This is a genomic window from Citrobacter braakii, from assembly GCF_002075345.1.
Classification (GTDB): domain Bacteria; phylum Pseudomonadota; class Gammaproteobacteria; order Enterobacterales; family Enterobacteriaceae; genus Citrobacter; species Citrobacter braakii.
On sequence record NZ_NAEW01000021.1, the window covers coordinates 1 to 20,302 of the forward strand.

The following is a 20,302-nucleotide window of genomic DNA, read 5'->3' on the forward strand; positions in this document are numbered from 1 at the left end:
TCTTGTTAAACATTTGCAGTTGCCAGACCGCAATGTGTTTTAACAAATCAAAAGGGGTTTTAATAACTGGCCCAAAGCTGAAAGCTTTCCGGAACCCCCAGCCTAGCTGGGGGTTTTCTGTGCACAAAAAAATACCCCGCATTTGCGGGGCATTACATCAGGAGCGTTTTCGCGGCATCATGCGCAGCAGCGTATTGTCCTTCCAGAAATAGTGGTGCATCAGGGCCGCAGCGGCATGCAGAGCAATAACAAAATAGCCCAGATTTGCCAGCGTCACGTGCCAGGACTTCAGCATATCCACTACATCAAAATTGGCCTCTGCCGCATGCGGCATAACGATGCCGAATGCAATCCACGGGTTACCCCGGTTGTACATCATCACCAGTCCAATAATCGGCAGAACAATAAACAGCAGATAAATAACCAGATGCCCCAGATGCGCCATTCCGGTCATCATCGGCTTCGGTTTTGGCACAATCGGCGGTGCCGGATATTTTAGCCTGACCAGCAGACGCGCCACCATCAGCGTTAAAATAGTGATGCCACAGGATACGTGCACCATGTTAAATAAGGGACGATAGCTGCGCGGGAAAAATCCGCGAAACTCCATAGCGCTGTAGGCCACAATGACCAACAAAAAGACCAGCCAGTGAATGCCAATTTGCAGGCCAGAATACTTATTCCCCATAACACTTCCTGAATAAAAACAATAATGCGTCACCATAACGGGCTTTTGTTAAAAATTCATTAACTTTTGCTCACCCGGCTTATTCTTATGGATCGCCAGCAAAGTGTGAGAATTGCGCCGGGTGGCGTACAGGCTCACCCGGCGAAAACTTAGGACTGCAGATACACCACCTGCGTTTGCAGATATTCGTTCAGACCGTGTTTACCGTCAGCTCCGCCAATCCCGGACTTGCGCCAGCCAGCATGAAAGCCCTGCATCGCCTCGAAGTTTTCACGATTAATATAGGTTTCGCCAAACTTCAGCCCTTTAATCGCTTTCATCGCCGTATTCAGATTCTGCGTATAGATCGATGAGGTCAGACCGTAATCGCTGTCATTGGCCATTGTCAGCGCCTGTTCCAGCGTATCAAACGCTACCACCGGCAGCACCGGACCAAACGTCTCCTCGTGCATAATCGCCATCTCCTGGCGCACGTCTAACAGTAACGTCGGTGGATAGTAATACCCTTTGCCGGAAACGGCCTTACCGCCCAGCACCACTCTGGCGCCTTCCTGCACCGCTCGTGCAACTTTCTGCTCTACACGCTCCAGCGCAGCGGCGTTAATCAGCGGCCCCATCGCAATATCATTGCGCTCAGCCGGATTACCAAACTGCACGGCTTTCATCGCCTCACCCAGACGATTGACGAATTGGTCATAAATACCTTTCTGAACGTACACGCGCTCGGCACAGTTGCATACCTGTCCGGTGTTGATCACCCGCGAGTCAACAATTGCCTTTACGGCCAGTTCAAGATCGGCATCATCCATCACGATAGCCGGGGCCTTGCCGCCCAACTCCAGACAAACTTTGGTGATATTTTTAGCCGCCGCAGCCATAATTTTCTCACCCGCCCCGACGCTACCGGTCATGCTCACCATGGCCACCTTCGGGTTTGCGGCTAGCGCCTGACCGACCGTTTCACCACGTCCCAGTACCAGATTAAATACGCCGCGCGGCAAGCCAATATCATCAACAATTTTGGCAAAGGCGATGGCGTTATTCGGTGTAAATTCACTCGGCTTAATGACAATGGTATTACCCGTCAACAGTGCGGGAGCCAGTTTGCGGGCAATCAGGAAAAATGGAAAGTTCCACGGCAGAATGCCCGTAGTCACGCCCAAAGCGCGCTTAAACAGCAGAATATTCTCGCCCGGACGATCGCTTTGCAGGATCTCGCCTTCATAGCGACGCGCCCACTCCGCCATATAATCGATATAGTCGGCGGTAAACGAGACTTCGACCTCAGCCAGTTGCTGTATTTTTCCCCCCTCCGCCACAATCAGGGCGCTGATTTCACTGGCTCGCTGACGGATACCCGCAGAAATTTTGCGTAACCAGTTCGCCCGTTCAATGGCAGGCAGCACTTCCCATTGCGGCTGAGCGCGCTGTGCAGCATCGATCGCTTTACACGCATCCTCGGCACGTCCATCGGGAATACGTGAGATCACCTCTTCCGTGGCAGGATTGACGACATCAATCCAGGCATCATCGTGCCAGGTCACAAACTGCCCATCGATATACATAGGATGTTGTACGGGTACTGACATGCGGCTCTCCTGTGATTGATTTGTTTTTAACAAGTAAAACTATTGTTAATTAATATCAATCATGCAGGTCGTATTATGGCTGGAGTGGCTGTTCTGTGAGCGGCTTCATAAAAGCGTCTGGCAAAGTGATGATGAAGGGAAAAAACAGATGTGATTTTTGCCCGTTTGCCGCAAAACGCCGACAAACGGGCAACAGGAATTACAGAGAGCGGCTCTCCAGTAAGTCAGTCAGCACGATGTCATTTTGCAACTGCTGCCAGGCTTGCTCAACGTTCTGAGGAATATCAACATGGGCGATAAAATCGCGGCCGCACGGCCCATAACCGGTGGCATCATCACGCAGGCGAGGAAGCTCACCGGTTATGAGAGACAGATAGCGATCCACTGACCACAAACCTTCTGCTGCTGGCACAAAATCCACGCCGTCTTGCTGTTGGGCCAGCTCAGGGATGAATCCAGGGAAACTCAACCAGCGCGGCGCATGCGGCTCATCGCGGGTTACGCGCTGAAAGGTTGCCATCGTGCGACGTTGCATAGTGGGATCCTGTACCACAATGACGGTATGAATACTTTCCGTCGCCTGATTCAATAATGCACAGCTAAAACGGGCATTCTCACCGCAGTTTGTTGACTGGTCTTCCACCCAAATCTTCTCACCTGGGATTTGCCAGAACTGATGTGCGATATCGGCAAGGATCGCCGCTTCCGCGCGCCCGGTGGTACGAATGATGTTGTAACGAGGATGCTCTGCAATCGCGTCATACAGAAATCGTGTGGAGTGACCGATGCCACCGCTAATCAACAAGGGAACCTGTTGCTCTTTCGCGATCCGGCAGGCGGCGTCGATGGTCGGAATAACCGCGTTCCCTGCCAGAATCACGCAATCTGACTGAACGGTGATATTCCCCGTAAAATCATTCTGCGCCAACCATCGCCCTACGGTATTGATCGCCGCAAGCGTGGTTGCGGAAAGTGTCGGAAACTGGCTCATACTCATGACTCCTGATCTTAATACTTTATCGGGTTGCATACCGGGCGGTGACGTCACCTTACCCGGTATGCTGTCTGGTACCGATTTATCCCGAAATCTGCTCCATCGCCTGCAAAATACGTTTATCGGAAATCGGATACGGCGTACCAAGCTGCTGGGCAAAATAGCTGACGCGCAGCTCTTCTATCATCCAGCGGATCTCTTTGACATCGTCATCTTCACGGCGAGCGGGAGGCAGTTTATTGAACCACTGCTGCCAGGCTTGCTGCACGCTATCCACTTTCAGCATCTGCGCACGGTCACGATGCGGGTCGATGGCCAGTTTTTCCAGACGCTTTTCGATAGCCTGCAAATAACGCAGCGTATCGCCCAGACGCTTGAAACCATTGCCGGTAACAAATCCACGGTACACCAGCCCGCCCATCTGCGATTTGATATCCGCAAGCCCCAGCGCCATGGTCATATCCACGCGCCCTTTCAGACGTTTGTTGATATTAAACACTGCGGTCAGAATTTGTTCGACCTGCTTAGCAATATCCACCACCGTATCGTTCAGTTCAGCCCGCACTTTTTCATGCAGCGCCGCAAAGCCTTCTTCGGTCCACACCGGACCACCGTTGGCGTCGATCAGTTGATCCACACCACAGGATATACAGTCGTCAATCAAATCCAGCACTTTACCGTACGGGTTAAAATACAGCCCCAGCTTGGCTTTGTTGGGCAGTTTTTCATGCAAATATTTGATTGGTGAAGGAATATTCAGCAACAACAGGCGGCGTAAACCGCACCACATCGCCTGCTGTTGCTCCAGCGGGTTATCAAACAGTTTGATGGCAACGCTGTCACGCTCATCCACCAGCGCTGGCCAGGCTTTTACCTTATAGTTACCGCGTTTTTGCTCGTAACTCTCCGGAAGCTGACCGAAGCTCCAGATGTGCAACCCGCTCTGTTCGATACCGTCATCCGCCACCGCAGACAATGTTTCCTGCACTTTACCCTTCAGTGCGTCTTTCAGATCCTGTAGCGAACGTCCTTCCTGCAGCTTTTTGTTCTTATCATCCACTACCCGGAAGGTGATTTTTAGGTGATCGGGCACCTGATCCCAATGCCAGTCTTCACGGTCAACGGTCACGCCGGTCATGCGGCGCAGTTCACGCTCCAGCGAGTCCAGCAGCGGCAGTTCCAGCGGCGTGACGCGGCCTAAAAACGCTTCCGCATAGTTCGGCGCGGGCACAAAGTTGCGTCGTACCGGTTTCGGCAGAGACTTAATCAGGGCGATAACCAGTTCACGGCGCAGCCCCGGAATTTGCCATTCAAAACCGCTCTCTTCGATCTGATTGAGCAGCGGGAGCGGAATATGTACGGTCACACCGTCCGCATCGGCTCCGGGTTCGAACTGGTAACTTAACCGTAGTTTGAGATTGCCCTGATGCCAGAAGTTCGGGTAATCCAGCTTACTGATTTTTTCCGCACCCTCTTTGATGAGCATGCTCTTTTCAAAGTTGAGCAGATCCGGCGTTTCACGGCTGATCTTTTTCCACCAGCTGTCAAAGTGACGCGCGGAGACTACATCATGGCTGATGCGTTGGTCGTAAAACTCAAATAGCGTCTCATCATCAACCAGAATGTCGCGACGGCGCGATTTGTGCTCTAACTCTTCCACCTCTGCGCGTAACTTCAAATTGTCACGGAAAAACGCATGGCGCGTTTGCCAGTCGCCTTCCACCAGAGCATGGCGGATGAACAGTTCACGCGACAACGCGGGATCGATCTGGCTGTAGTTCACCTTACGAGCTGCAACAATCGGTAAACCGTAGACGGTAACCTTTTCTGTTGCCATCACTGCGCCCTGCGCACGTTCCCAGTGCGGTTCACTGTATGAACGTTTGATCAGATGCTGGGCAACCGGTTCGACCCACTCAGGATCGATGCGTGCAGCAATACGTCCCCACAGGCGGCTGGTTTCCACCAGCTCCGCTACCATCGTCCACTTCGGCGGTTTTTTAAATAGACCAGAGCCTGGGAAGATCGAGAAGCGAGCGTTACGCGCCCCGGTAAATTCCTGTTTATCGGCATCTTTCATCCCGATATGTGACAGTAAACCGGTCAGCAACGCGACGTGGATCTCTCTGTATTCAGCGGGTTCGCTGTTAACAGGAATCCCTAACTCTTTCACCACCTGACGCAGTTGCGTGTAGATATCCTGCCATTCACGCACGCGCAGGTAGTTCAGAAAATCAAGTTTGCACTGACGACGGAACTGGTTTGACGACAGCGCTTTCTGCTGCTCGCCGAGATAGTTCCACAGATTCACAAATGCGAGGAAATCAGACTCTTTGTCGTGGAAACGGCGATGCTTCTCGTCGGAGGCCTGCTGCTTGTCCATCGGGCGCTCGCGCGGATCCTGAATAGACAGCGCCGAGGTGATAATCATCGCCTCACGTACGCAGCCATGTTTTTGCGCTTCCAGCACCATGCGCGCCAGACGTGGATCCACCGGCAATTGCGAGAGCTGACGGCCCAATGGCGTCAGTTTGTAAGCGGTTGCCTGTTCGTCGGTGGTTATCGCCCCCAGTTCTTCGAGCAGGCGTACACCGTCCTGAATGTTACGTTTATCCGGCGCTTCAACAAACGGAAACGCCGCGATATCGCCCAGCCCCAAGGCGGTCATCTGCAAAATAACGGACGCCAGGTTGGTACGCAGGATCTCCGGGTCGGTAAACTCCGGGCGCGACAGGAAATCGTCTTCAGAATACAGACGAATACAGATCCCCTCCGAAACACGACCGCAACGGCCTTTACGCTGGTTGGCAGAGGCCTGCGACACCGGTTCAATCGGCAAGCGCTGAACTTTGGTGCGGTAACTGTAACGGCTGATACGCGCAGTACCCGGATCAATCACATACTTGATCCCCGGAACGGTCAGCGAGGTTTCCGCCACGTTGGTCGCCAGCACGATACGGCGACCGCTGTGCGACTGGAACACACGGTTCTGCTCGCTGTTGGAAAGACGCGCATACAGCGGTAGCACTTCGGTATGGCGCAAATCCAGCTTATTCAGCGCATCGGCGGTATCGCGGATTTCGCGCTCGCCGCTCATGAAGATCAAAATGTCGCCCTGACTTTCACGGCCTAACTCATCTACGGCATCAAAAATTGCCTGCAATTGGTCACGCTCGGTGTCATCTGCGTCTTCAACAATTGGACGATAGCGAACTTCCACCGGATAGGTTCGACCAGAGACTTCGATAATCGGTGCATTATTGAAATGCTTTGAAAAACGCTCCGGATCGATGGTCGCCGAAGTGATGATAATTTTTAGATCCGGACGGCGCGGCAGAAGCTCTTTCAGATAGCCGAGCAGAAAATCGATATTCAGGCTGCGCTCATGCGCTTCATCGATGATGATAGTGTCGTACTGCATCAGCAGCCGATCCTGCTGGATTTCCGCCAGCAGGATACCGTCCGTCATCAGCTTAACCATGGTGTTGTCGCTGACATGATCGCTAAAACGGACTTTATAACCGATACAACCGCCCGGCTCGGTTTCCAGCTCTTCTGCAATACGGTTCGCCACGGTACGCGCCGCCAGACGACGCGGCTGGGTATGGCCGATCAGCCCTTTTACCCCGCGCCCGAGCTCCATACAGATTTTGGGTAACTGAGTGGTTTTCCCTGACCCCGTTTCCCCGGCGACAATCACCACCTGGTTATCGCGGATCGCTTCCAGAATATCCTGTTTTTTCTGACTGACGGGCAGGTTTTCCGGGTATCTGATGACCGGACGCGCGGCTTCACGCAGCACAACTTTACCTGCAGCGTGATCAATCTCTTTTGCCATCTCCTGGTAAATGGCCTGTTGTGCATCAGGATTTTTAACCTTCTTCACGCCCTGCAGGCGGCGGGCAAAACGCTGTCTGTCACGCAGCATCAGTGAATCCAGCTGTTGCTGCAACATGTTGAAGGTTAATTTTTGTTGTTCTGTCATAGCGTTAAAAGGCAGTGCTCTGCCGGGTTAAATCTCTTTTAGATGATAGGTATAGAGTACCACATCAGCGCTTTTCATGTGTTGTTCAATAATTTCGAACATAGGATTCGATATATTGCGCTATCACTGCGACAGGATTGTGAATAAAGTGTCAACAAGCAACGGGGCACTCCCCCTTCAAACACATAAAAGGAAACACCCATGAGCAAGGTATTAGTTCTTAAATCCAGTATTCTGGCAGGGTACTCTCAGTCTGGTCAGTTGTCTGATTATTTTGTTGAACAGTGGCGTGAAAAGCACTCCGCTGATGAAATCACCGTCCGTGACCTGGCTGCAAATCCTGTTCCGGTACTGGATGGCGAACTGGTGGGTGCGCTGCGCCCGAGCGATGCACCGCTGACACCGCGTCAGCAGGAAGCGCTGGCGTTGTCCGATGAGCTGATTGCTGAGCTGAAAGCGCATGATGTGATTGTTATCGCCGCGCCGATGTATAACTTCAACATCCCAACCCAGCTGAAAAACTATTTCGATCTGATTGCCCGTGCAGGTGTGACTTTCCGTTATACCGAGAAAGGTCCGGAAGGTCTGGTGACGGGTAAACGCGCAGTCGTGTTGACCAGCCGTGGTGGTATCCATAAAGATACGCCGACCGACCTGATCACGCCGTATCTGAACGTATTCCTGGGCTTTATCGGCATCACCGACGTGAACGTCGTCTTTGCTGAAGGCATTGCGTACGGCCCGGAAGTGGCGTCCAAAGCGCAGTCCGATGCGAAAGCCGCTATCGACAGCGTCGTCGCTGCCTGATAATTCACCCTCTCACCATCCGGTGAGAGGGTTTCTCCAGCATTTACTTCTTTACCTGCACCTGTTTGCCGTGAATGCGGTTAATATCCCACCAGATGGTTGCATAATCTCTGCACTTCGCCAGATTCTCTTCCCAGCAATGCAGCAAAAATTGTTCTGGCTCGGCAACATCCCAGCTTAACAGCTTGAATATCCAACGATTCCAGACATACCACTTGAAAAGCCACATGATTTCACTCCGCAACGCGACCGGTGTTGAACTATATCAGCCTCAGTTTGATGCAGTGTGGCAACTATTGCGATGTCGATGAATAAGTCAGCGTCGTGCCTCTCTGGTTGTGTGCAGAGAAGATTTATTATTTTCTCAACCACTTACCATTGATGCCCTGGACGTACTCCCCCGGTTTAGCCCGAGCGACCAGCTTTTGTCCGGCCATTTTCGCCACTTCATCTGGAGGAATGTTATTGCTCTCAGCCAGTTGCTGATAGCTGGCGCTGCGTGCTTTATTAATCTCACTCACCAGCGCCTGCGTTTCGGCGTCGGTTTGCAATGCCACCAGATAACCATTAAGCGTTTCGCCCACCCGCCCCTGGGATCTGGCTTCATTCAAGGTCAATGCCCACCCATTGCCACTGAATAAACTCAATGCCACCAGGATCACTGCAAGCTGTTTTTTCATCGTGACCTCAGAACAAATCGCTGCGCGATTTTAATAAGCTCTCAACGTCTTTATCGACTTTGATATGGATCTCATGCTCGATTTTGACGTTCATATTAATAGTGATCGGCTCTTTAGGCGCAGCCACTTCGATTCTGGGTGTGCACCCGATCAGCAGAGATGAAGCCAGCAGACCCAGCATGGCAGCTATCGTTTTCATTGTTGTTCCTCACATTCCTTGCCTTCCGGGCAATGGGATTCTGGCAGCGCTGCATTTTGTTCAAGCCATGCCTGTAAATTGTCGCCAAAACGCAAACTACGCCATAGCGTAAAGACGTTTTCCTCATGGGTGTAATTCAAATTAACCGTCCCCACTTTGCCATCCACCCGGCTATTGCCAGTTACGGTTGCCTGCATGGTTAAGACACCGAGATTATCCAAATTTATTTTCGTCCAGGAATGGCTTATTTCCATATAACGCAGCCAGTTAATGGCTGCACCGGCTGCCATATTATCTTTGACGACGGCATCCGCCGTGTCTTTATCAATACGCAGCGTCATAGGCCCCGGGTTGGTCAGCCAGCCGTCTTTAATGATCCACTTTTCGTTATCCAGCCATAACGGCAACGCACCGCTGACCGGGCCAGACATGGCGAATTGCTTGGGATTAACCGCGCTGATAAGCTCGCTGGAAGAGATATTTTGCACCCGTAATAATGCCGGATCGTGCTGCGGCATCCGCAGTTGTTGCATGATGACTTTGCCCCCCAGCAGTTCGGCGCTGACATCGCTTAACAGTAACGGATTGTCTTCACTCCAGGGATACGCCCCCTGTAGATCGGCGGCGATATTTTTCACCGTCACCTGATTCACCACTTCCGCAATACGCAGTGAAATAGGTCCACGCGTACCCAGTTGCCATGCGCCTTCACTAAACCGGAAAGGCAACACAAAATCGACGCCATTAATTTGGTTATCGGGCATCCAGGCGCTACCGCCTTTTAATACCCCATGGCCGCCCGCTTCAAAGCCCTGTTCCGGGGCAGCCGAAAACGCAACCTGCGCATACAGTTCACCTTCACGTAGCTTCATTTTCCAGTCTGGTGGGATGAGAGGTTGGAATACGGTGAGCGATTGTTTTGGCCACCAGGCCTGTCCGCGCAGGCGGATCCCGTCCCAACGTCCATTTACCTGTACTGGACCTATCGCGCCCGCGTGAAGCTGGCCTTTAAACTGGAAAATCGTCGGGTCGGTGCCTTCCACGCTGAACTTCAGGGTTGACGGCGGTAACACGCTCCCCCCGGTAAAAGTGGTGTTCCCTGCGTCCAGCGACAGCGCGCCGCTAAAAGTCGGTTTGTTGGCATCCCGTACCCAGACGATCGGCTCGTCCATCACCAGGCGTGGGGTTTCTACCTTCATGGTGCCGTATTGCAGATGGTCAAATCCGGTGGAGAGATCAAAAAGCTTCAGGGTGTTGTCATGCCATTCGCCCTTACCCGCCACGTCCCAACGCGCATGCATTGGCGTAAAGCTGCCTTTGCCCCAGTACCGCCACTGCCAGCGACCCGCGTCAGGGAGAAAATCATTTGCCAGACCATCCAGATGCAATTCAAAACCGCCCATCTGGTTTTCATGCGCGCGCAATATAGCCTGCAGACGGCCATCTACGCCGCGCTGCGTTACTTTTACGCCCGCCAGCGGCCAGCGAATTTCGTCAATATCCAGCGAGTCAATCACCCGTCCACGCGAACGCAGCAGCGCTCCTGGCTCGAAAGCCAGCTGCGGGTCGTTCAGGCTTCCGGTGAGTCTGGCGGGTAATTTGGCGTAGAAGATCAGGTCCCCCTGTTTCGCCTCGCCTATCAACTGTAACGGCATGTCGCTACTATCCACACCCAGCTTACCCGGCCCCAGCGTTAATACGGCGTTTCCTTTACCTGCATCGCCTTGGGTCAGTATGTTCAGACGCCCGCTCACCACCGCATTTTCCAGCCCGGTCTGCCAGTTTTCAACTTTCATGCCCAACCGCCCGCTGAGCGGGAATCCCTGATAAGGCCAGTTCCAGCGACCGTCGCTGATGGTTAATTGCTGGCGGGTTATTTCCCACGGAAGATCGAGCAACGGATCGGCATTGTCCCGCGCCATGACGATCAGTTGTCCGCTGTTTTCTTGCCACTCCAGTTCGGCGTCCACCAGTGAGGGCTCCTGCGGCAAGCTCAGAGTAGCAACCGCATGACCGCTCACCGGTAGTCCATCAGGAACCAGCGGCATGGTAAATTCACCGACCAGTTTTACCGGCGGTTGCCCTTCAAACGCGGCTATATCCAGCTCATTTACCGTGAGATTTTGCCCGTGCAGACGCCCCTGGAATTTCACTTTTTCCCCCTGGTAGCGCAGTTGCTGGGTCGATGGCGTTAGCGAGAGAGACAGTTTTCCCTGCCACTCCTGCCAGGGGGAGAGAATAACTTTGTCGATGTTAATCCAGGTATTGGGCAGCATCGATTGCCATTCAGCCAGCGTTTTGGGCGCTGCCGGAGACGCTTCTGTCTGCGGTAATTTAGCCAGGCAAGCGGAATCCAGCTCAATTGTCCCGACATTGAGCAACCAGCGGCTGGGATGGGAAAGATCGGCCTGAGTAATGCGCGCTAGCGGGCAATCATCGACCAGATAGCGGAGTTCCGGGATATGCAGCCCATGCCGTGTCAGCCGTGGGCTCTCATCCAGCGCGATGCGCGTGCCAACAGGTAACCAGACGCCCACCAGCGTAGGAACCCACAGGCCAAGCGTCATGACCAACGTCAGCGGCACGAGAATCAATAATAAGAGAAGTGCCAGAGCGGCTTTATATTTACCCTTCATGGGTAGTTAATATCCTGATTTAGCGAAAATTTAAGCCGGTTTAGGCCAGTATTGTGGCATGTTTAACAGGATATGCCCACATTAAGAATAAATTCCCATGAAGTATATGCACTATTTATCAATCAACGAGAATTAATAAAATAATAGTTAATTCAATTAGATAACGCATGATTTTATATGGCACGCTGTTACACGTGCCGTCGGGAATATAAAGAACTCAGACTCAATGAGGCCTCAGTTCTCCATCGCTATGTTTAGGTCCTAAACGACCTGCTTCTATCAGAATTTCCTCAATGAGCTCTTCGAGGCACTCCCTACCATGATGATCGCAGACCAGATGTACCTGCCGGGAAATCTCCTCAGGTTTCATACCATCACATAATGCCGCCTTAAGCATTAAGGTGGCCCATCGCTTTGCTTCAGAGTGAGTTAACATGACCCCTCCCGATATTTGCTACCTGTATAAGCGTAGCTGTCTGGATGTGATTCGGCTGGCTTTTTACCTGCATCGATTACGGGTATTGAGTTGGACGGAAAAATATCCAGTTGTTGAAATTGAGTAACCTGCCCACACTAACAACAGATGCGCTGAAATTATTCATTACGCCTATGACTATCAATAACTTTTTAGATTTTGTAAAATAATTTGAATTGGATTAATGTGACGTCAAAATCACTGGAGAAAGTCTTATGAAACTCGCCATCTATAGTACAAAACAGTACGACAAGAAGTATCTGCAGCAGGTTAACGAGGCTTTTGGTTTTGAACTTGAATTCTTTGACTTTCTGCTGACGGAGAAAACAGCCAAAACAGCCCATGGCTGTGAAGCTGTCTGTATCTTCGTCAACGACGATGGCAGCCGCCCTGTTCTGGAAGAGCTGAAAAAACATGGCGTGAAATATATTGCGCTGCGTTGCGCCGGCTTCAATAACGTCGATCTCGACGCGGCAAAAGAGCTCGGCCTGCAGGTCGTCCGTGTGCCAGCCTATTCACCGGAAGCCGTCGCTGAACATGCGATTGGCATGATGATGACGTTGAATCGCCGTATTCACCGCGCCTATCAGCGTACTCGTGATGCCAACTTCTCTCTTGAGGGGCTGACCGGCTTTACCATGTATGGCAAAACAGCTGGGGTGATCGGTACCGGTAAGATTGGGATTGCGGCACTGCGGATCCTGAAAGGTTTTGGGATGCGCCTGCTGGCGTTTGATCCCTACCCAAGCGCTGCCGCACTAGAGTTAGGCGTTGAATATGTCGATCTTAAAACGCTGTTCGCGGAGTCAGATGTCATCTCCCTGCACTGTCCGTTAACGCCGGAGAATTATCACCTGCTCAATCACGAAGCCTTTGAGCAAATGAAAAATGGCGTGATGGTTATTAACACCAGCCGCGGGGCATTGATCGATTCACAAGCCGCTATCGATGCGCTGAAAAACCAGAAAATTGGTTCTCTGGGTATGGACGTGTATGAAAACGAACGCGACCTGTTCTTTGAAGATAAATCCAATGACGTGATTCAGGATGATGTGTTCCGCCGCCTGTCGGCCTGTCATAACGTGCTGTTCACCGGTCACCAGGCGTTCCTGACGGCCGAAGCATTGACCAGCATTTCTGAGACCACGCTGCAGAATCTGGCACAGATCTCCAAAGGCGAAACCTGTCCAAACGCCCTCTTCTAATCCCTGTGCTCCCCTGGATTCAGGGGGGCATTTTCAGATAATCACCGATGCTAAAATCTTCAGTATCATTATTATATTGAATGTATTCCCGTCACAAACGTAGAGAAATTGAATGAAAAAAGTTGTCACGTTGATTGCGCTCAGCATGCTGATGGCTGGCTGTGTGAGCAATGGAAAAGTTTCCGTCAATCGCGAACAGTTGCAGCATCACCGCTTCGTTTTGCAGAGCGTGAATGGTAAAGCCGTCACCGTCGCTAATAACCCACCCGAATTGAGTTTTGGCGAAAACATGACGGTATCGGGAAAGATGTGTAATCAATTCCACGGTCAGGGCAAACTGTCCGACGGCGAGTTGAAGGTTAAAGATATGGCGATGACCCGCATGATGTGCGCCGATCCACAGCTTAACGCGCTCGACGGGATCGTCAGCGACATGTTTAAGCAAGGCGCACAGGTCGATCTGACTGCTGACCAGTTAACACTGGCGACAGCAGAACAAACGCTGACGTATAAACTCGCGGATTTAATGTAGGAAACGCGGTGGCTTAATAGTTGCCACAGCTTCCGGCGGCAAGCGACTGCTCACTACAGCGTTTGCCGTTGGGTAACGCACACATTCCGATAGCTGAACCATCCAGCTGACGGGCAACGGAGAGCGAACCACCAATCATGGCGCAATTAGCTTCTCCAAAACTGGACATTGCGGCCTTCATCCCCGGTGCGACATGCGCGGCGGTTGCCTGCTGAACAGGTTCACTACTACAAGCCGATAATAATAACGCGGCACACCCTACCCAAAACGCTGCGCGCATCTTACTCCCCTCTGAATATTAACCAAACGACACAGCCATAAATAATAGGCAGCGGAAACACCGCCGTCGAGAGGCAATATGCGCATTTATGCGCACTGTTTACATTTTCTGGCAATTTTTTGGCTGCTCCTTTGATCAAACCATTCATTCTGTTTATTCGAGGGACACAAAAGCGAAAATCTGTCTTTAGCGCTTTTGCTAAACTAAAAGGATAACTACAGGATTCGCCGCTGTTACGCGTGTCCCTTTTTTTGCGCAATGTAAGGGTGTCAGTATGATCACAATTGACGGTAATGGTGCGGTTGCTTCGGTCGCATTTCGTACCAGCGAGGTTATCGCCATCTACCCGATTACGCCCAGTTCGACGATGGCGGAACAGGCGGATGCCTGGGCCGGGAACGGGCTTAAAAACGTGTGGGGGGATACCCCTCGTGTCGTAGAAATGCAGTCGGAAGGCGGTGCGATAGCGACCGTTCACGGCGCGTTGCAGACCGGTGCGCTCTCTACGTCGTTTACTTCATCGCAGGGCCTGTTGCTGATGATCCCGACGCTGTACAAACTGGCCGGTCAGTTGACTCCGTTTGTGCTGCACGTTGCGGCGCGTACGATTGCCACTCACGCATTATCCATCTTTGGCGATCATTCCGACGTGATGGCGGTGCGCCAGACGGGATGCGCAATGCTATGCGCCAGCAGCGTTCAGGAAGCTCAGGACTTTGCGCTAATTTCGCAAATGGCCACCCTGAAAAGCCGGGTCCCGTTTATTCATTTCTTTGATGGTTTTCGCACATCGCATGAAATTAATAAAATAGTGCCGCTGGCCGATGACACAATCCTCGGGCTGATGCCACAGGCAGAAATTGATGCTCACCGCGCGCGCGCGCTCAACCCGGAGCATCCGGTTATTCGCGGTACGTCTGCGAACCCGGACACCTACTTCCAGTCACGCGAAGCAACAAACCCGTGGTACAACGCGGTTTACGATCACGTAGAACAGGCGATGAACGATTTCGCTGCTGCGACGGGCCGTCAGTACCAGCCATTTGAATACTACGGTCACCCGCAGGCAGAACGCGTCATTATTTTGATGGGCTCGGCGATTGGAACCAGTGAAGAAGTCGTCGAAGAGCTGCTGGCACGCGGCGAGAAAGTAGGCGTTCTGAAAGTGCGTCTGTTCCGCCCATTCTCTGCCAGACATTTACTGCGCGCCCTGCCGGAAACGGTACGGAGCATCGCCGTCCTGGATCGCACCAAAGAGCCCGGCGCGCAAGCTGAACCGTTGTATCTGGATGTAATGACTGCGCTGGCGGAAGCCTTTAACTGCGGCGAACGAGAAACGCTACCGCGCGTGATTGGCGGGCGTTATGGCCTTTCTTCCAAAGAGTTTGGCCCGGACTGCGTCATGGCGGTCTTTAATGAGCTGAGTAGCACGAAGCCGAAATCTCGCTTTACGGTCGGTATCTATGATGATGTCACCAACTTGTCGCTACCGTTACCGGAAAACACCCTGCCCGGTACCGCGAAGCTCGAGGCGCTGTTTTACGGGCTGGGCAGTGACGGTAGCGTGTCGGCCACTAAAAACAACATCAAGATTATCGGTAACTCTACGCCGTGGTATGCGCAGGGTTATTTCGTCTATGACTCGAAAAAAGCAGGCGGTCTGACGGTTTCTCACCTGCGCGTTAGTGAACAACCTATTCGCTCAGCGTATCTGGTGTCGCAAGCCGATTTTGTTGGTTGTCACCAGTTGCAATTTATCGATAAGTATCAGATGGCTGAGCGCCTGAAACCTGGCGGTATATTCCTGCTTAATACCCCGTACAGTGTGGATGAAGTCTGGACACGTCTGCCGCAGGAAGTTCAGGCTGTTCTGAATCAGAAGAAAGCGCGTTTCTACGTGATTAATGCGGCCAAAATCGCCCGCGAGTGCGGTCTGGCTGCACGTATTAACACCGTTATGCAGATGGCGTTCTTCCATCTGACGCAAATCTTACCAGGCGACAGCGCTCTGGCTGAATTGCAGGGTGCGATTGCGAAAAGCTATAGCAGTAAAGGACAGGATCTGGTTGAACGTAACTGGCAGGCGCTGGCCCTGGCGCGTGAATCCGTCGCCGAAGTGGCGCTTCAGCCGGTTGACTCACATAGCGCTAATCGCCCACCGGTGGTTTCTGATGCCGCACCTGATTTCGTGAAAACCGTCACCGCGGCAATGCTCGCCGGTCTGGGCGATGCTCTCCCCGTTTCAGCGCTGCCGCCAGACGGCACCTGGCCGATGGGCACCACGCGTTGGGAAAAACGCAATATCGCTGAAGAGATCCCCATCTGGAAAGAAGAGCTGTGTACCCAGTGTAACCACTGCGTAGCTGCCTGCCCGCACTCGGCTATCCGCGCCAAAGTGGTTTCACCAGAAGCGATGGAAAATGCCCCTGCCAGTCTGCATTCTCTGGATGTGAAATCACGCGATATGCGCGGTCAGAAATATGTCCTGCAGGTTGCGCCAGAGGATTGCACCGGGTGTAATCTGTGCGTCGAAGTATGCCCGGCGAAAGATCGCCAGAACCCGGAGATCAAGGCCATCAATATGATGTCGCGCCTTGAGCACGTGGAAGAAGAAAAAGTTAACTATGACTACTTCCTCAATCTGCCGGAAATCGATCGCACTAAACTGGAACGCATTGATATTCGTACCTCGCAGTTGATAACACCGCTGTTTGAGTACTCTGGGGCCTGCTCTGGCTGTGGTGAAACGCCGTATATCAAATTGCTTACGCAGTTGTACGGCGACCGCATGCTGATCGCCAATGCGACCGGCTGTTCATCAATTTATGGCGGTAACCTGCCCTCAACGCCTTATACCACCGACGCCAATGGTCGCGGGCCTGCGTGGGCAAACTCCCTGTTTGAGGATAACGCCGAGTTTGGGCTGGGCTTCCGCCTGACGGTGGATCAGCACCGTGTACGCGTCATGCGTTTAGTGGAACAGTTTGCTGATAACATTCCGGCTGAACTGAATGACGCCCTGCACGCTGAAGCTACGCCAGAGGTGCGCCGTGAGCAAGTTGCAGCACTGCGCCAGCACCTGAAAGATGTCGACGGCGCACAGCAGTTGTTAACCGATGCCGATGCGCTGGTCGAGAAATCTATCTGGCTGATTGGCGGTGATGGCTGGGCTTACGATATTGGTTTTGGTGGCCTGGATCACGTCCTGAGCCTGACCGAGAACGTCAATATTCTGGTTCTGGATACCCAGTGTTACTCCAATACAGGCGGACAAGCGTCGAAAGCTACGCCGCTCGGGGCCGTCACTAAATTTGGTGAGCATGGCAAGCGCAAAGCTCGCAAAGATCTTGGCGTCAGTATGATGATGTACGGGCACGTGTATGTTGCACAAATCTCTCTGGGCGCGCAGTTGAACCAGACGGTGAAAGCTATCCAGGAAGCGGAGGCCTATCCAGGTCCGTCGCTGATTATCGCCTATAGCCCATGTGAAGAGCATGGTTACGATCTCGCACTAAGCCATGATCAGATGCATCAGCTCACGGCAACCGGGTTCTGGCCGCTGTACCGCTTTGATCCACGTCGAGCAGATGAAGGTAAGCTGCCGCTGGCGCTGGACTCTCGCCCACCGTCTGACGCCCTGGCCGAAACATTGCTTAACGAGCAGCGCTTCCGTCGCCTGAATACCCAACAGCCAGAAGTCGCAGAACAGCTCTGGAAAGACGCCGCAGCCGATCTGCAAAAACGCTACGACTTCCTTGCGCAGTTGGCTGGAAAAGCGGAAAAGAGCGGTACCGAGTAATGCGTTTATCTCAGTATTAACCTGGAACTCAAAAAAAAAAGCCCGAACGGTTGTTCGGGCTTGTCAATTTATTCGCTGGCTAATTAATAATAGCTATCAATACGTCAACGAAAAATAAAACGTGACAATAAAGGCATATAACACGCGCAGAATAGCCCAACACAATTCACTTGTATAATTTTTATTTTATATATTTACCACCAATACATTCACCATAATTATCATCATTTCCGTAGAATTATTTCTTTAAGGTTTTACTTAAGGCGTAACAATTCATAGTTATCCCTTTACGGAACTTCTCCTTTAGCATGCTTTTACTCCCTACATGGGTAGTCACAGGTTAATAAAAAAACTAAAGGATTATTTCAATGAACAGAAAAGTACTGGCTCTCGTAATTCCTGCCCTGCTGGCTGCAGGCGCTGCTCACGCGGCTGAAGTTTATAATAAAGACGGCAACAAATTAGATCTCTATGGCAAAGTAGACGGCCTGCATTATTTCTCTGATGACGCTAACAGTGATGGCGATCAGACTTATATGCGTATGGGCTTCAAAGGCGAAACTCAGGTTAACGATATGATCACCGGTTATGGCCAGTGGGAATATCAGGTTCAAGCTAACGGCACCGAAGGTGATAAAGGCGACTCCTGGACTCGTCTGGCATTCGCAGGTATTAAAGTCGGCGACTACGGCTCATTCGACTACGGCCGTAACTACGGCGTAATGTACGACGTTGAAGGCTGGACTGATATGCTGCCGGAATTCGGTGGCGACTCTTACACCAAAGCAGACAACTTCATGACCGGTCGTGCGAACGGCGTGGCGACCTACCGTAATACCGACTTCTTTGGTCTGGTTGACGGTCTGAACGTGGCGTTGCAGTACCAGGGCGCGAACGAAAATCAGTCACCAGAGCAGGAAGGTACCAATAACGGTGGCGACGATCGTAACATGAAGAACTCCAACGGTGACGGCTTCGGTATCTCCTCGACCTACGATTTGGGTATGGGTGTAAGCTTCGGTGCAGCATACACTTCTTCTGACCGTACTAACGAGCAGGTTAACAATTCTACCGCGGGCGGTGATAAAGCTGACGCGTGGACAGTCGGTCTGAAATACGACGCGAACAACATCTACCTGGCAACCATGTACTCCGAAACCCGCAACATGACCCCTTATGGTGGCTCAAACGGTAGTGATAATACGATTGCCAACAAAACTCAGAACTTTGAAGTGACTGCGCAATACCAGTTCGACTTCGGTCTGCGTCCGGAAGTTTCTTTCCTGATGTCTAAAGGTAAGGATCTGGGTGTAAACGGATCTGATGGCGACCAGGATCTGGTGAAATATGCATCCGTTGGCGCTACTTACTACTTCAACAAAAACTTCTCCACCTATGTTGATTACAAAATCAACCTGCTGGATGAAGATAAAAACTTCTACAGCCAAAACGACATCTCTACCGATGACGTAGTAGCACTGGGTATGGTTTACCAGTTCTAATCCGTCAGCCCGCTGGCAACAGCGGGCTCTCTTTATGTTCTAACAATTCTGTTTTATCCAGATCAAAACATTATATCTGTTGCGCTAAAACACATCTTTGATAGATGATATCTTGCATTAAGACCTGTAGTAGAGGATACCTGCAATGAATCATCATCCTGTAAAATCATCCCGTATTGCATCCGTCGGCTATGACGAATCCTCCCGCACGCTAGAAATTCGCTTTCACCAGTTGTCTACTCTGCAATATCAGCATGTCCCTGCTCGTATTTTTCGTGATTTCCTGAGCGTCGTTTCTAAAGGTCGATTTTACGATGGAGTAATAAAAGGGAAGTTTCCTGAAATAAAAATAAAGTGATGCCAAAATGTGATCTTTGTCATTGTACATAAAGTGCCATTACGCGGTAAGCTTTGGGTGGATACTTAAACAGGAGGTTTTATGAACAGAACGATTCTTGTACCCATCGATATTTCAGACTCAGAATTAACTCAACGTGTTATTGCCCATGTTGAAGCAGAGGCAAAAATTGACGATGCACAGGTTCATTTTTTGACCGTAATTCCGTCACTGCCCTATTATGCTTCCCTGGGATTGGCCTACTCGGCAGAGTTACCGGCCATGGAAGATCTGAAAGCCGAAGCAAAATCTCAACTGGAAGAGATTATCAAGAAGTTCAATATCCCAACGGACAGAGTGCACGTTCATGTCACAGAAGGTGCGCCAAAAGATAAGATTCTGGAGATGGCCAAAAAATTACCGGCTGATATGGTCATTATTGCCTCACATCGACCTGACATCACCACCTACCTGCTGGGGTCTAACGCCGCAGCCGTGGTGCGTCATGCGGAGTGTTCGGTACTGGTAGTCCGCTAAGCTGTCTGGCCCGCACATCGCTGCGGGCTTTTTGTTTCTACCTCTTATACCCACGAT

Annotated in this window: 16 protein-coding genes; 7 read left to right on the forward strand and 9 right to left on the reverse strand. The window is 51.7% G+C overall.

The window, feature by feature from the left end:
- Positions 1–157: 157 nt before the first annotated feature.
- The 4 genes from cybB to hrpA all read right to left on the reverse strand — a co-directional run bounded on the left by cybB (position 158) and on the right by hrpA (position 7,256).
- Positions 158–688, reverse strand: coding sequence for a cytochrome b561 (cybB, locus tag BZK42_RS24245; RefSeq protein WP_019076843.1), 531 nt, complete (start codon positions 686–688; stop codon positions 158–160).
- A 149-nt stretch (positions 689–837) separates the two neighbouring features.
- Positions 838–2,277: an aldehyde dehydrogenase gene (aldA, locus tag BZK42_RS24250; protein ID WP_080860648.1), complete on the reverse strand. Its 1,440-nt coding sequence runs from the start codon at positions 2,275–2,277 to the stop codon at positions 838–840.
- A 199-nt stretch (positions 2,278–2,476) separates the two neighbouring features.
- Positions 2,477–3,268 carry a YdcF family protein gene (locus tag BZK42_RS24255; RefSeq protein WP_047417340.1) on the reverse strand — a complete coding sequence of 264 codons (792 nt, stop codon included), beginning with the start codon at positions 3,266–3,268 and terminating at the stop codon, positions 2,477–2,479.
- Between the two features lie 85 nt (positions 3,269–3,353).
- Positions 3,354–7,256, reverse strand: coding sequence for an ATP-dependent RNA helicase HrpA (gene hrpA, locus BZK42_RS24260; protein WP_080860650.1), 3,903 nt, complete (start codon positions 7,254–7,256; stop codon positions 3,354–3,356).
- A gap of 201 nt (positions 7,257–7,457) precedes the next feature.
- On the opposite strand from hrpA, the gene azoR reads away from it, so the two are divergent.
- Positions 7,458–8,063, forward strand: a complete 606-nt coding sequence (gene azoR / locus BZK42_RS24265; RefSeq protein ID WP_006684422.1) for an FMN-dependent NADH-azoreductase — start codon at positions 7,458–7,460, stop codon at positions 8,061–8,063.
- Between the two features lie 43 nt (positions 8,064–8,106).
- Here azoR and BZK42_RS24270 read toward each other — a convergent pair whose 3' ends face one another.
- From BZK42_RS24270 to BZK42_RS24285, 4 genes are all read right to left on the reverse strand, one after another.
- Positions 8,107–8,292 (reverse strand): hypothetical protein, encoded by a 186-nt coding sequence (locus BZK42_RS24270; RefSeq protein ID WP_080860652.1) that lies wholly within the window; start codon positions 8,290–8,292, stop codon positions 8,107–8,109.
- 127 nt (positions 8,293–8,419) lie between these two features.
- Positions 8,420–8,743 carry a YdbL family probable chaperone protein gene (locus tag BZK42_RS24275; protein WP_016156611.1) on the reverse strand — a complete coding sequence of 108 codons (324 nt, stop codon included), beginning with the start codon at positions 8,741–8,743 and terminating at the stop codon, positions 8,420–8,422.
- A 7-nt stretch (positions 8,744–8,750) separates the two neighbouring features.
- A complete protein-coding gene (locus BZK42_RS24280; RefSeq protein WP_016156612.1) occupies positions 8,751–8,942 on the reverse strand; it encodes a YnbE family lipoprotein in 192 nt (63 codons plus the stop codon).
- Positions 8,939–11,578 carry a YdbH family protein gene (locus tag BZK42_RS24285; protein WP_080860653.1) on the reverse strand — a complete coding sequence of 880 codons (2,640 nt, stop codon included), beginning with the start codon at positions 11,576–11,578 and terminating at the stop codon, positions 8,939–8,941. Before BZK42_RS24285 ends, BZK42_RS24280 begins: the two co-directional genes overlap by 4 nt.
- Positions 11,579–12,268: 690 nt before the next feature.
- Here BZK42_RS24285 and BZK42_RS24295 point away from each other — a divergent pair.
- Together BZK42_RS24295 and hslJ are read left to right on the forward strand one after the other, a co-directional pair.
- Complete coding sequence (locus BZK42_RS24295; protein WP_003833196.1) at positions 12,269–13,258, forward strand: 2-hydroxyacid dehydrogenase; 990 nt, start codon at positions 12,269–12,271, stop codon at positions 13,256–13,258.
- 112 nt (positions 13,259–13,370) lie between these two features.
- A complete protein-coding gene (gene hslJ, locus BZK42_RS24300) occupies positions 13,371–13,790 on the forward strand; it encodes a heat shock protein HslJ (protein WP_016153186.1) in 420 nt (139 codons plus the stop codon).
- A gap of 13 nt (positions 13,791–13,803) precedes the next feature.
- Here the strand turns inward: hslJ and BZK42_RS24305 are convergent, their stop codons facing one another.
- Positions 13,804–14,070, reverse strand: a complete 267-nt coding sequence (locus BZK42_RS24305; protein ID WP_065554419.1) for a putative hemolysin — start codon at positions 14,068–14,070, stop codon at positions 13,804–13,806.
- Positions 14,071–14,344: 274 nt separating this feature from the next.
- Between BZK42_RS24305 and nifJ the strand changes: the two genes are divergently transcribed.
- From nifJ to uspF, 4 genes are all read left to right on the forward strand, one after another.
- On the forward strand, positions 14,345–17,869 hold the full coding sequence (gene nifJ, locus BZK42_RS24315; protein ID WP_080860655.1) for a pyruvate:ferredoxin (flavodoxin) oxidoreductase: 3,525 nt from the start codon (positions 14,345–14,347) through the stop codon (positions 17,867–17,869).
- A 368-nt stretch (positions 17,870–18,237) separates the two neighbouring features.
- Complete coding sequence (gene ompC, locus BZK42_RS24320) at positions 18,238–19,371, forward strand: porin OmpC (RefSeq protein ID WP_065554417.1); 1,134 nt, start codon at positions 18,238–18,240, stop codon at positions 19,369–19,371.
- A 145-nt stretch (positions 19,372–19,516) separates the two neighbouring features.
- The gene (locus BZK42_RS24325; protein WP_016153189.1) at positions 19,517–19,729 is read left to right on the forward strand and encodes a KTSC domain-containing protein; all 213 of its coding nucleotides are present in this window, start codon (positions 19,517–19,519) and stop codon (positions 19,727–19,729) included.
- A gap of 81 nt (positions 19,730–19,810) precedes the next feature.
- Positions 19,811–20,245, forward strand: a complete 435-nt coding sequence (gene uspF, locus BZK42_RS24330; protein ID WP_016153190.1) for a universal stress protein UspF — start codon at positions 19,811–19,813, stop codon at positions 20,243–20,245.
- Positions 20,246–20,302: the final 57 nt, after the last annotated feature.